This window comes from Brumicola pallidula DSM 14239 = ACAM 615 (assembly GCF_000428905.1).
Lineage (GTDB): Bacteria > Pseudomonadota > Gammaproteobacteria > Enterobacterales > Alteromonadaceae > Glaciecola > Glaciecola pallidula.
The window spans coordinates 312,687-325,618 of record NZ_KE386815.1 but is presented as its reverse complement, the minus strand read 5'-3'; the positions used below and the strand labels follow the sequence as shown (position 1 = coordinate 325,618).

The window sequence follows — 12,932 nt, the reverse complement described above, 5'->3', positions numbered from 1 at the left end:
CCTCTATATAAATTCGCCTCTATATAAATTCGCCTCTATAAAGAACTGTCATATTGTTCTATAGATCCACCTAATAATTTGTGCCATTGTGCTGTATCTGTTTGTCATTTTCGACTTAAACAATAAATTAACGTGATTGGCCTGAAATAATTAAAAACTTCATTGGCTTATTTGGCATAATGCGACACAAAATATGAATTACCTCCACACCGGAAAAAATAAAAATTAATGTCTGAAATTGAGTCCTTTTTCTCGAATCCTGGTCCGTTGGCTAACGTTATCGCCGGCTTTACTCCAAGAGAAGCCCAAACAACAATGGCTAAAGCTGTCGCTACTGCAATTCAAGAGCGAGGTTCCTTGGTCGTTGAAGCAGGCACAGGAACAGGTAAAACCTTTGCTTATTTAGCTCCAGCACTGCTGTCTAAAAAGAAGTTTATTGTGTCTACAGGGACAAAAAACTTACAAGAACAGCTATTTCATCGTGACTTACCGACTGTAAAAAAAGCCATAGATAAAACAAGAAAAACAGCATTGTTGAAGGGACGCTCGAATTATCTTTGTTTACATCGACTTTCACAGCATGGAGGAGGTAATGTATTACTTGAAAAAGAAGTCCTTAACGAATTTAGCTTAGTAAGAAAGTGGGCGAGCACCACATCAACTGGTGATATTGGCGAACTAAAAAGCATTAAAGAAGACGCAAAGGTATTACCTATAGTGACCTCTACGGTTGATAACTGTTTAGGTAAAGACTGTCCAAGTTATGAAGATTGTTATTTAGTAAAAGCGAGAAGAAATGCGATGGAAGCGGATGTGATTGTTGTTAATCATCATTTATTTTTTGCAGATTTGGCATTAAAAGATACCGGTTTTGGCGAGCTAATTCCTGATGTTGACGTGGTCATCTTTGACGAAGCACACCAAGTACCTGATATAGCCAGTGAATACTTCGGTGAAAACTTTTCTAGTCGACAAGTTCAAGATTTAACCAAAGACGTTATCGCGATAACAAGGTCGGTACTAAAAGATGCTGACCAGTTGGGTAAGATTGCGGAAAAGTGCCAAATGCATATGGCTGATTTACGTTTGCTATTTCCGCATAATCCTGGCCGTGGTAATTGGGCGCAAAAGCTCGAACAAAATGACATTGCTAACCAAATCACGATTATCGAGCAAAGCCTAAATCAGCTATTTGAAATTGCCAATATTCACCAAGGCCGCGACAAAGATCTCGATATGATGATCGAGCGTGTGTCTGAGTTCAGCCAGTGTTTGGGTCATGTAACAGATGTTAAGCGCACCGGTGTCAGTTTGTGGTACGAAACGACACCAAGACAAATTATTTTGCATCTTACTCCGCTGAGCATAGCGGATAAATTTTCAACTATTATGAAAGCACAAAATGCGGCTTGGATATTTACCTCTGCAACCCTAATGGTGGATGACAACTTTGATCATTATCGCAATCATATGGGTCTATATGATGCAAAGACATTGTCACTGGACAGTCCTTTTGACTATCAAAATCAGGCCATGTTATGTATTCCACGTTTTTTACCTGAGCCTAATGATAGAGCGATTAAATATAATCTAGTGGACATTGCATGTCGCTTAATTGATGCAAGCAAAGGCAGGGCTTTTATTTTGTTTACCAGTCACGCAATGATGCGTGAAGTGGCTGCACTTGTGGAAGAAAAAATTGACAATCCGATATTAGTTCAAGGAAGCACAACCAAACAAGCGTTATTAGACGAGTATCTTAAAAATCAAAATGCGGTATTATTTGGAACGGGGGCATTCTGGGAAGGTGTTGACGTTAAGGGCAATGATCTGCTCTGTGTTATGATTGACAAACTGCCGTTTGCGTCGCCCGATGATCCTTTACTGCAGGCACGCATAGAAGATTGTAAGAAACAGGGAGGGAATGCATTTGCGCAAATACAAATTCCTCAGGCTGTAATTACTTTGAAGCAAGGTGCGGGACGCCTTATTCGCGATGAAACCGATAAGGGAGTATTGGTTATTTGTGATAACCGATTAGTGACAAAACAATATGGTCAAATATTTATTGCGAGCTTGCCAAATATGAAGCGAACTCGAAGTTTAGACGCGGTTGCCGCTTTTTTAAATAAGATTGAATAATGAAAATATTAGCGATAGATACCGCGACCGAAGCATGCTCGGTCGCACTGTTAAATGGTAATGTAAAAGACGTGATATTTGAAATTTGTCCGCAACAACATAGCCAACGTATATTGCCAATGATAGATAAATTGCTATCAAAACATGCCATTAAAATTACTGATTTAGACGCCCTCGCGTATTGCAGAGGCCCGGGGAGTTTTACTGGAGTGCGAATTGCCACTGGGATTGTGCAAGGACTTGCGTTTGGTGCAGACTTGCCCGTCATCGAAGTTTCTACGCTCGCAGCAATGGCTCAAGAAAATTACGTGCAACACGGTTACCGGATCACCAAAGTATTGATAGATGCTAGAATGCATGAAGTGTATTTTGGGCATTTTGAGGTTCATAACGGTATTGTTACTGAGTTGCAAGGCGAAGCCGTTTTGACGCCAGCAGAGGCAGTTGCAAAATTTGCAGAAATTAGCGATGATGACAAGGCGTTCGGAAGAGCGGGCACTGGTTGGGCTGCTTATAGCGAAGCCCTGTTGACATTACAAAACACAGATGCCATTAATGTTTTATATCCTTGTGCAGAGTTTATTCTACCCATTGCTGAGCAAGCATTTAAAGATGGAAACACCATTACTGTTGATGATGTCACCCCTATTTATTTGCGTGATAAAGTGACGTGGAAAAAACTACCGGGTAAAGAGTAGCTGGGTGAAGAGTAACCTGTTGCTAAACATATTATTATTATTGCGTTAATGGAGCGTAAATGGATACAGCAAATATCAAGACTAGTAATGCAATTTTCATTGCCAAAGACTCGATTGACAATGCATCCCAAACCTCCATTATTAAACGTGCTTTGCTTGAGCAAGAGGCCAATACTGAACAACAAGGCGTTGGTAAGGCTGAGCAACAAAGATTAGTTGCAGGCAATGAAGAAGTATTTCAAAGAGCAGATTACTTTAAGCAGTCAACTAGCTATGATGACAATCCTAATTTGCGCATTCGCCAAGAGTTAGCAACTTATAAGTCAATAGAAACACAAGAAAAACGAGATGATATTACGCAACTTTTAGGTGTCGATATTTACGCCTAGAGGATAGAATGGCACTGGATACTCGCCAAGATAATGGTGTGATGACGTTTAACGACCGATAGTGACACTTAATCAGTGAATAAAAGTGCTACCATATGAGAATCTATTTACCCTTACATTCGTATATATCAATAAGACAACGTAAAAAGAGAAAGAAGTAAGGTGAATTAATGTAGATTGGTTGCAGAGTTTACTCTGTTATCAGTCGAATAAGCATCTTAGTAAATAGTACCCACTCAATCGTAAGTAAACGATAATTTCGGAGTAAAGCTATGCATTCATTTTTAAAAACATCTATTGTTGCACTCGCCATGTTAGTCGGTGGTTGTGTGATTGTTCCTGAGCAAATAAAAGTGTCAGACGAAGAAAGTTTGATTTCATTTGAGAGTATTATTAACGGTAGTAAAACGGGGCAGGGCGAAAAAGCGCGTTGGGGCGGCGAAATTGTTAGTGTTGAGAACAAAAAAGAATACTCGGAAATTGAAATTTTACAATATCCCAGTAACCAGTATGGAAAGCCTCGAGCCAATCTTGATAGTGCAGGTCGGTTTAAAGTTCGTGTGTCGGGTTTTATTGATCCACTTGTGTTTGAGAAGGGCCGTTTAATTACTTTTTTAGGTGAACTAGGCGATCCTGCTGAGGGCATTATTGGGGAGCAAGCCTATATTTACCCTGTGTTGTTAGCCAACGGCTATTACATGTGGAAAGAGACTGAGGAATACCAAGTGTCTGGTTTCTATTATTCTCAATTATCACCTTATTGGGGGATGGGATTAAGTCGAAATTATTGGAGACCCTATGGCTTTTATCAAAACAGAAGCGTCATCAGGGTTCAAAAAAATAGAAGTAAATCAGGTACCACCGGTTCCAAGAATAGAGTGAGTTCTGGTCGCTCCAACAGCTCAGAAAATAAGGTCATTGAACAGTCTAAATAATTAGATCTATCTGCTTAATGACTTCTTTCGTCATCCTCCTCATCACAAAAGCGGCATTTGCCGCTTTTGTTTTATTTGCTAACTTCAACTAACGGGAAAACGCCTTTACATGAGCAACACTGAAATGACGTTTACGATTCCAAACCGTAAAATTGCAGCACTGAGTAATGGTCACACTGAAAAACCACTATTATTAATGGTGCATGGTTGGTTAGATAATTCAGCAAGTTTTACCAAGCTCATTCCATTACTTAATGATTTTCATGTCATTGCGATTGATTTACCCGGTCATGGCAAGTCATCGCATCGAAGCGCAGATGCGCATTATCATTTATTGGACTATGTGCATGACCTACATTGCCTTGTACATGCGCAAGGATGGACTAATTTCTCTATTGTTGGGCATTCTTTGGGAGGCATCATATCTAGTATGTATTGCGCTATTTTTCCCGAATTTGTGCGAAACTTCGTGTGTATAGAATCGGCAGGTCCGTTAACCGAACCCGAATCAACAAGCGTTGCACAGTTGAAAAAGGCAATTGAAAGTAGAATAGAGACTAATCAAAAAGCAATTAAACATCCAAAAGATATAGGCTCAATTGTACAAGCCCGTCAGAGAGTCAGTGACCTAAGCGCTGAAAATGCTGCATTAATACTACAAAGAAATATCACACATGATGCTCACTCTGATGATATTCAATGGTCTACTGATAAAAGATTGCGAACTGTATCGTCACTTCGATTGACTCAAGCCCAAGTAGAAAATTTAATGCAAGGCATCCAGTGTCCTATTCATTTTGTCTTAGGAAGTAATGGCTTTAGTAAAGTTAGCGATCTAATGGTGCAGCGGAAAAAGCTATTTAAAGACGCGAAGCTAACAATAGTTGAAGGTGGGCATCACGTTCATATGGAAGCTGAAAATTTAGTTTCAACCATTATCTTACAGCATTGTAGCCAATAAGCACTATACGTGGTGATTAAATAAACAAATTGTTTGTATTCACCAGATGAATGACTGTTGAAGTGTATCTTTGTGCAATCATCCTTTAGTATTAGGGTTTTAAACGGTATTAATCATCCTGCAGCAATTAATCTAACCCGAGAGTTTAGGTATTATGGCTTGGTTGCGCAGAACTATAAAAAATTAGACTTCGCAAAAGCGTGGCAAATATAACAACTAATTGAAAGGACAAAACGTGGAAAAAGTCTGGTTAAAGCAGTACGACAAAACCATGCAACCGGAGATAAATGTTGATAGTTTGTCAACAATCTTGGAGATATTCGAATCTTCGGTCGCCGAATACGCAAATCAAACCGCCTTCATTAACATGGGGCACGAAATCACGTTTGAAGATTTAGATGTGCTATCTATGCAATTCGCTGCTTACTTGCAAAGTCAAGGGATGCAAAAAGGGGATGCCATTGCGATCATGATGCCCAACTTATTGCAATATCCTATCGCTTTGTTTGGTGTGTTAAGGGCAGGTATGACAGTGGTCAATGTTAATCCCTTATATACAGCACGGGAATTACAACATCAACTTATCGACGCTAACGTTAAAACTATTGTCATTGTTGAGAACTTTGCCCACACATTGGCAGAAGTAATTGATAAAACATCAGTTCAAGAGGTATTACTAACTAGTATTGCAGATATGCTGCCAGCGCCGAAACGATGGTTAGTCAATTTTGCGGTGAAATATATCAAGAAAATGGTACCTGAATTTGACCTTCCACTGGCTAAACGTTTTACGCAAGCGATGGCTATTGGCGAAAATCAAACCTATTCACGACCTAAAGTTTTACCCTCTGATATCGCATTTTTGCAATATACAGGCGGTACCACCGGTGTGTCAAAAGGCGCTATGCTGACGCATAAGAACATGGTGGCTAATTTGGAACAAGTGTCGGGTACGCTTGAAGCGTCTGTAACAGCGGGTAAGGATTTAGTGGTTACCGCGTTGCCTCTTTATCACATCTTCGCACTAACGAGTAATTGTCTGACGTTTTTAAAATACGGTTGTCCCAATTTATTAATTACAAATCCTCGAGATATGAAGGGCTTTGTCAGTGAGTTGAGTAAGTACCCATTCGCAGTTATCACAGGCGTTAACACTTTGTTTAACGGCCTCTTAAATACACCAGGATTTGCTGAACTGGATTACTCCAATTTTAAATTTGGATTGGGAGGCGGTATGGCAGTGCAACGTGGGGTTGCAGAAAAATGGGAAAAAGTAACAGGTACTGTTTTATTGGAAGGTTACGGCCTTACCGAATGTTCACCCGTAGTTACCGTAAATCCGACTAATATTAAATCCTACAAAGGCTCGATTGGCTTACCTGTGCCATCTACGGATATAAAACTAGTAGATGATGATGGTAATGAAGTCGTAAATGGCGAAGCCGGTGAAATGTTAGTCAAAGGCCCTCAGGTTATGTTGGGATACTTGAATCGTCCTGAAGCTACAGAAGAAATCATGAAAGATGGTTGGTTGGCAACAGGTGATATCGCGAAAATGGATGATGATGGATTTTTCTATATTGTTGATCGCAAAAAAGATATGATTTTGGTGTCAGGCTTTAATGTTTTTCCAAATGAAATTGAAGAAGTTGCTGCTATGCATGATGGTGTGCTTGAGGCTGCTGCTATTGGTATTCCTCATGAAGTATCCGGCGAAGTCGTGAAGTTGTTTGTTGTTAAAAAAGATCCGAATGTTACGGAGCAACAGATAATTTTGCATTGTAAGTCTTTATTGACGGGTTATAAGGTACCTAAAATTATTGAATTTAGAGACGATTTACCAAAATCTAATGTCGGTAAAATATTACGCCGAGAGTTGCGAGATTAAATGAATTTTGAATATATAGATACGCCTGAAGCATTATCTGATTACTGTGCCCGCATAGCAACAGCGGATGCCTTAGCAATCGATACAGAGTTTGTGCGCACCAGAACGTTGGTGCCACAACTTGGTCTTATTCAAGTTTATGATGGCGAACACCTCGGTCTAATTGATCCTGTTGCCTTAGATGATTTATCTGCTTTTAATGAGATATTGGTTAATCCATCAATTATCAAAGTGCTGCATTCATGCTCTGAAGATTTAGACGCATTGTGGTTTAATTTAAAGGTAATACCTGCGCCACTTTTTGATTCCCAATTTGCCGCTAACTTGTTAGATATGGGGCAAACACTGGGGTACGCTAATTTGGTTGAGCAGATGTTAAATGTGCATGTCGACAAAGGGGAATCCAGAACAGACTGGATAGCCCGTCCATTGTCAGTTGAACAACTAAAATACGCCGCGGCAGACGTGTTTTATTTATTACCTGTTTACCGTCAACTCGCTGCAAAAATACAAGAGATTGGACAAACAGAGTGGGTTTTTGCCGAGTCTGATTTTTTATCATTAAAAAAACGAGCGGAAGTACCCAGTGATTTAGCTTATTTGTCGATCAAAAATAACTGGAAAATTGGGGCGCAGTCGCGCCAAGCTTTGAAGGAAATAGCCAGTTGGCGCTTACAACAAGCACAAAAACGTGACATGGCAATTAACTTTGTATTGCGTGAGCAAGGCATGCTTGAAGTTGCTATGAAGCTTCCTGAAAATAAGGCTAAGCTGTTTCAACTGGAGTCAATTACACCCAAAGAAGCACGTATACATACCGATACTTTATTGGAATTAGTGCAAAACGCACTCAATACTGCTGCAGAAGATTGCCCACCAAAAGTGCAGCGTCTAACCGATTTTAATGATTATAAAAAAGCATTGTCTGCACTCAAAGACGTATGCCAAGGGTTGGCAGATAAACATCACACAAGAGTAGATGTCCTCGCCTCTAAAAAGCAATTGAATCAGTGGCTGAAGTGGTGTTGGTTTGAAATTGATGAATTGGATTCGGTTCAACTGCAACCTGATATTGTGAGTGGTTGGCGGCGCAATATTTTTGCACAAGAACTTGCCCGCTTATTTAAACCAGAAGGGGGAGAGTTTAATGCTTTGCGCCGTTTATAAGTCTCGTAAGAAAGCAGACACTTATCTGTACATTAACAAAAGAGATGACTTTTCAGGAGTACCTAAAATGCTTCTCGAGACTTTTGGTGCACCTAAATTCGTGATGCTAGTGCCTTTACACAAACCTCGCAATATCGCCAATATCAGTATTGAGAAGTTGACCAAACACCTAAAGGAAAAAGGCTTTTACTTACAATTACCGCCAACAGAAGAGAGCCTACTTTCTGAGCATCGTCGCTCTAAAGGCTTAGACGCGCAACCTGATAAAAAATTCTAAAGGAATTGATTGTGTCGCTATTTATTTGTCGTTTTCGCGATACTCGAAAACATAAGATTACTACCATGCTGATGTTCTCAATAATTACATTTTTCTTTACTCCCTTGTTTGCCCAAGAGGGTGCGTTAGTAGAAGAGGAAAGTATAGACACTCAATTTTCTAAATATGTGAAAGAATTGCGAGCTGAAGCTGAAATGAAAGGCTTTCCAGCTGAGTTGCTTGACCCTGCATTTGCATCCATAAAAATGCGTGAAAAAGTAGTTCAAGCGGATAAAAACCAACCTGAAACCAAGCTAACCTTAGATAAGTATCTAAGTACTAGAGTGCCTGATTGGAAAGTAAAACAAGCAGTAGAAAAAATGCAAGAACACGCTCAACTACTTGATCAAATAGAAAAAAAATATGCTGTTCAAAAACGTTTTATTGTTGCTTTATGGGGTAATGAAAGCAACTTCGGGCGCATTCAAGGTAATCATCCTGTACTCTCCTCATTAGTCTCCTTGGCTTTTGATGGTCGTCGCGAGGCGCTGTTCAAAAAACAGTTTTTTGCTGCCCTAGTAATACTGTCTGAAGGACATGTATCAATAGAGAATTTTAACGGGTCTTGGGCTGGTGCAATGGGGCAAAGTCAATTTATGCCTACTTCATTTCTGTCATTTGCAGTGGATGGAAACGGCGATGGTAAAAAAGATATATGGTCTACACCTGAAGACGTTTTCGCCTCTATTGCAAACTTTCTCTCCAAAGAGGGGTGGAATAGCCAACAGACATGGGGGCGGCAAGTTAAATTGAGTGAACGTTTCGATATAGAAACACTTGATAAATATGCTGGCCTAGCTAGAGACAAGATGCAAATAATGTCGGCATGGGATACGTTGGGTGTAACTAGGTTTGATGATTCTGCTCTACCCGCCGTCAACGTTAAGGCATCATTGATTTTACCGGATGATGCTACTGGCCGTATTTATCTTGCGTACAACAACTTCCACACATTAATGCGCTGGAATCGTTCTCTATATTTTGGCGTTTCTGTTGGTTATTTAGCCGATAGGATCAGCAAAGGAAGCTAGCATGGTTGCAAGTAAATCTGCACAGAGAATCTCTTATCGACATAATAATCAACATGGTCAAGCTATTGGTTTGCCTGTGGGAAAGGTGGTTTGCGTAGGTCGAAACTACCTGGATCATATTCAGGAAATGAGTAGTCAAGTAAGTGAGGTACCGCTTCTGTTCATGAAGCCATCTACTGCTTTGGTTGATATGCGAGAACCACTCATAATACCTACTACTCAAGGCGAGTGTCACAACGAGCTGGAAGTCGCTGTGTTGATTGGTGCTAAGCTAACTAAGGTTACTCAAGAACAAGCTTCTAAAGCGGTATGCGCAATAGGCTTAGGCTTAGATCTGACGCTGAGAGATGAACAACATCGTTTAAAAAAAACAGGGCAACCTTGGGAGCGGGCCAAGTCGTTTGATGGCAGTTGTCCATTATCACCTTTCGTTTTGATCAATTCACTTGCTAAGGATGACCACTTTTTATTTCAATTACATATTAATGATCAACTAGTTCAAAGCGGTGACACAAGATTAATGTTAACGCCGATGTTGCAGCTTATTGCTGAAATTTCAGACTATTTCACCTTACTCCCTGGAGATGTGATATTAACAGGCACACCTAAAGGGGTAGTACCTTTGCATGTAGATGACAAAGTCACTGCCGAACTGGAAGGGCATTTATCAATATCAACCAGAGTGAGCAGCCAATGAGAAAAACACCTTATACGAAAGCGCTAATGGACTCCGAGTTTTGGCTAACTACTCAGCTAGAAGAAATGAACAAAGCGCAATGGGAAGCTATTTGTGATGGTTGCGCGAAGTGCTGCCTGCACAAGTTCATAGATGATGAAGAAGCTGGCGATATTAGCGAACAAGAGGCTACGCCAACGGCTGTTGGTAATGAAGGAGAAGAAGTATTTTTTACCAATATCGCTTGTCAGTTATTGCATACAAAGAGCTGTGAATGCACTCAATATCAGAGACGTAGTGAGTTAGTGCCGCATTGCATAACATTAACTAAAGACAATTTAAAAGATATATTTTATATGCCTAAATCTTGTAGCTATAGAAGAATGCATGAAGGCCGCGGGTTAGCATCTTGGCATCCCTTACTAAATAAAGGTAAAAAGACCAAGATGCATGAACTAGATGTAACTATTCGCGGGCGAACTGTCAACGAGAACGAAATCGATATGCAGTCTTTTGAAGACTACATTGTGACTTGGCCATTAGCCGACGTAGATTAGATTTTCTTTTGTCTAATAGTTTTATTATTAGAAAAGGAAATAAATTGCAAAATAAACATGAATGCAAAGAGAGCAGCATAAATAGCAAATATGATCTGCATCCACTCAGCCATGCCTAAATCAAAAAACTGCCATGTATTTTCATAACAATCACCAGGGGCGCCAAATAAATCTGGGAACCACTGGTGTAAAGGCATAAAACTCGGGAAATTAGGCTCAATTGAGCAAGGCACTAAAAATGAGTTCTCACCAAACAAAATATCTTTGTGTTCAGTTGAAACTAAGAAACCTTGTACTGATGCTGTGCCCCAAATTGCGAAACCAATTAAACGTGAAAAAAAGGTGTTATTAATTAATGGAATGAAAGCAGCAATCAATATACCGATAACGGCAGTGCGCTGATAAATACACATGATGCAGGGCTGTAGGTCCTGAATATGCTGAAAATAGAGCGCAGCACCGACCAGCAAAGCAGCGGACAAAAATAGTATTTGCCATGCAGCTCTTGAATGTGACCATTGTTGAATATCATACAACATTAAAACCTTCCTTTATTTTATGTTAGCTTGCTTTTTGCAAACCATATAGATTAATTGCGCTAGTGATTTCCAGTGCTGCTTTTGTCTAAGTGTTCAGTTGCACTGTGATGTTCAATTAAGGATGGCTGATAAAGCCATTCAGTTCTTTCCAATAGTTCAAAATAGACGACTGCCAAGCCCGCAATAGTTAACACTATTGTATAGGGCAATGCCATGTAAATCATCCGAATATATAATAAACGTGATAGTGGGGCAATGGCGCAGGTTAGCAAAAATAGCAATGCAGCTTGATTATTCGGGGTCGCAACGCTTTGATCAATGGCAAGCTCTAGGGTTGAAAATGATTACATTTGAGTGCCATAACAAGCGTGAAAATAAACTGTATTACCAGAGTCCAGCTAGTAATATCAGAGTCGAGCGTGAAAATTATGAGACTTGCGATGAACAACGCGACTATTTTTTTATATTAATCTGGTGCTTGGCCAAAGAGGTTCTTATAAATAGCGTCGATGATGGTCGTTTTTATCTAAATACTCTGTTTTACGACGACAAAATTTTTAGCGCAGAGTACTAGTTTTGATCAATTCAAAGTCTTGTTACAAAATATTTTCTGTCTAAACTAAATATAACTTAAGGTTTATTTTTAAAGTGAACTGAATGGATTAGTGACTGTTTAGTGAAAATGGAGTGGTATTTATGGGGGGGATTTGGTAGCCGAAAGTTCAAAACCTCCAGCTACCTAATTGTAAACTATCGGTTAGACAGCAACAACTTTATTTGCACATGGGCCTTTTTGACCTTGTCCAACTTCAAACTCAACTGCTTGACCGTCGTTCAATGTAGCGTAATCACCGCCAGATTGAATTTCTGAATGATGAACGAACAAGTCTTTACTACCGTCTTCTGGAGTAATAAAACCGAAACCTTTATCTGCATTGAACCACTTAACTGTACCTTTACTCATATTGCTCTCTTTGTCTTAAGTGAAAAATATAATTCTAATTCGCTATCACCATCACAAAATCAGACTTTAAATCTAGTTTGCCCGCCGAAGCGACCATTTCCATAGTATATTATATTACTATCGATTTTTCTAGTTTTTTACTAATTAACGGTTTTTGCTGTTTTTCTTTTTGATATTTACCACTTTTCTCGCTATCGCGAGTAGGTCTGGTGAAATATCTTCAGCACCGTCCTTTATCAATTTACTCACATCACCTGATGAGAATAATGAACCACGCTCAGACTTTATATCTAAGGCTCTAACGTAATCTTTGGTTTTACCCGTACTGGCAGTATCAATATATTTGAAAATAACCTGCTCATTAAAGCTAGTAGGCTCCTGCTTAAGTGTGTTGATTGTATCTGTAATTGATTGTATTTCCAACTCTAATGTTTGAATTAGTTCGGCCATGTTTGCATATGCTTTCATTAAGTTGCTTGACTCTTTAAAGGTTCTTGTACGATGCCAAATCCTAATGACTTCATGTGCAAAATGTGGATGCTGCACAAATTGCTCGCAAAACACTATACAGAAAACTAAGGGATGTACCTAGTGCGTATTGAAAAAAACCAACGGCAATGCGTTTTTTGCTTTTAAAAGCTGTATTTAAAAGCTGTATTTAAAATATAA

The 12,932-nt window shown here is 39.5% G+C and carries 15 protein-coding genes and 1 pseudogene; 11 read left to right on the top strand and 5 right to left on the bottom strand.

The annotated features are described in order from the left end of the window. Positions 1–228 precede the first annotated feature (228 nt). The 11 genes from yoaA (at position 229) to G399_RS0115255 (ending at position 10,760) form a co-directional block, all read left to right on the top strand. The gene (yoaA, locus tag G399_RS0115310) at positions 229–2,142 is read left to right on the top strand and encodes a DNA repair helicase YoaA (RefSeq protein ID WP_006014300.1); all 1,914 of its coding nucleotides are present in this window, start codon (positions 229–231) and stop codon (positions 2,140–2,142) included. Next, positions 2,142–2,840, top strand: a complete 699-nt coding sequence (tsaB, locus tag G399_RS0115305; RefSeq protein ID WP_006014298.1) for a tRNA (adenosine(37)-N6)-threonylcarbamoyltransferase complex dimerization subunit type 1 TsaB — start codon at positions 2,142–2,144, stop codon at positions 2,838–2,840. The genes yoaA and tsaB overlap by 1 nt, the downstream gene beginning before the upstream one ends. 59 nt (positions 2,841–2,899) lie before the next feature. Then, entirely contained in the window at positions 2,900–3,229 is a 330-nt protein-coding gene (locus G399_RS0115300) for a hypothetical protein (RefSeq protein ID WP_006014296.1), read from the top strand. Positions 3,230–3,501: 272 nt separating this feature from the next. Then, a complete protein-coding gene (locus G399_RS0115295; RefSeq protein WP_006014294.1) occupies positions 3,502–4,164 on the top strand; it encodes a Slp family lipoprotein in 663 nt (220 codons plus the stop codon). 109 nt (positions 4,165–4,273) lie between these two features. Continuing rightward, a complete protein-coding gene (locus G399_RS0115285) occupies positions 4,274–5,125 on the top strand; it encodes an alpha/beta fold hydrolase (RefSeq protein WP_006014292.1) in 852 nt (283 codons plus the stop codon). Between the two features lie 235 nt (positions 5,126–5,360). Then, positions 5,361–7,013, top strand: coding sequence for a long-chain-fatty-acid--CoA ligase FadD (gene fadD, locus G399_RS0115280; RefSeq protein WP_006014290.1), 1,653 nt, complete (start codon positions 5,361–5,363; stop codon positions 7,011–7,013). Next, the gene (gene rnd / locus G399_RS0115275; protein WP_006014288.1) at positions 7,014–8,180 is read left to right on the top strand and encodes a ribonuclease D; all 1,167 of its coding nucleotides are present in this window, start codon (positions 7,014–7,016) and stop codon (positions 8,178–8,180) included. It abuts the gene before it with no gap. Further along, a complete protein-coding gene (locus tag G399_RS0115270; protein ID WP_026843785.1) occupies positions 8,161–8,457 on the top strand; it encodes a YcgL domain-containing protein in 297 nt (98 codons plus the stop codon). The genes rnd and G399_RS0115270 overlap by 20 nt, the downstream gene beginning before the upstream one ends. A gap of 11 nt (positions 8,458–8,468) precedes the next feature. Then, on the top strand, positions 8,469–9,527 hold the full coding sequence (locus tag G399_RS0115265; protein WP_006014283.1) for a lytic murein transglycosylase: 1,059 nt from the start codon (positions 8,469–8,471) through the stop codon (positions 9,525–9,527). Between the two features lies 1 nt (position 9,528). Further along, positions 9,529–10,224 carry a fumarylacetoacetate hydrolase family protein gene (locus tag G399_RS0115260; protein WP_006014280.1) on the top strand — a complete coding sequence of 232 codons (696 nt, stop codon included), beginning with the start codon at positions 9,529–9,531 and terminating at the stop codon, positions 10,222–10,224. After that, entirely contained in the window at positions 10,221–10,760 is a 540-nt protein-coding gene (locus G399_RS0115255) for a YcgN family cysteine cluster protein (protein WP_006014277.1), read from the top strand. The genes G399_RS0115260 and G399_RS0115255 overlap by 4 nt, the downstream gene beginning before the upstream one ends. Here the strand turns inward: G399_RS0115255 and dsbB are convergent. The 5 genes and pseudogenes from dsbB to G399_RS0115230 all read right to left on the bottom strand — a co-directional run bounded on the left by dsbB (position 10,757) and on the right by G399_RS0115230 (position 12,731). Then, positions 10,757–11,299 (bottom strand): disulfide bond formation protein DsbB, encoded by a 543-nt coding sequence (dsbB, locus tag G399_RS20820; protein ID WP_006014274.1) that lies wholly within the window; start codon positions 11,297–11,299, stop codon positions 10,757–10,759. The two genes, G399_RS0115255 and dsbB, sit on opposite strands and share 4 nt — an antisense overlap. Positions 11,300–11,358: 59 nt before the next feature. Next, positions 11,359–11,640, bottom strand: a pseudogene (locus G399_RS21765) (sodium/proton antiporter); the annotation flags it as partial. Continuing rightward, positions 11,628–11,747 (bottom strand): hypothetical protein, encoded by a 120-nt coding sequence (locus G399_RS23010; RefSeq protein WP_158409441.1) that lies wholly within the window; start codon positions 11,745–11,747, stop codon positions 11,628–11,630. The gene G399_RS23010 and the pseudogene G399_RS21765, both read right to left, overlap by 13 nt. Before the next feature lie 309 nt (positions 11,748–12,056). After that, on the bottom strand, positions 12,057–12,263 hold the full coding sequence (locus tag G399_RS0115235) for a cold-shock protein (protein WP_006014265.1): 207 nt from the start codon (positions 12,261–12,263) through the stop codon (positions 12,057–12,059). Positions 12,264–12,407: 144 nt separating this feature from the next. Then, positions 12,408–12,731: a hypothetical protein gene (locus G399_RS0115230; protein ID WP_006014262.1), complete on the bottom strand. Its 324-nt coding sequence runs from the start codon at positions 12,729–12,731 to the stop codon at positions 12,408–12,410. Positions 12,732–12,932: the final 201 nt, after the last annotated feature.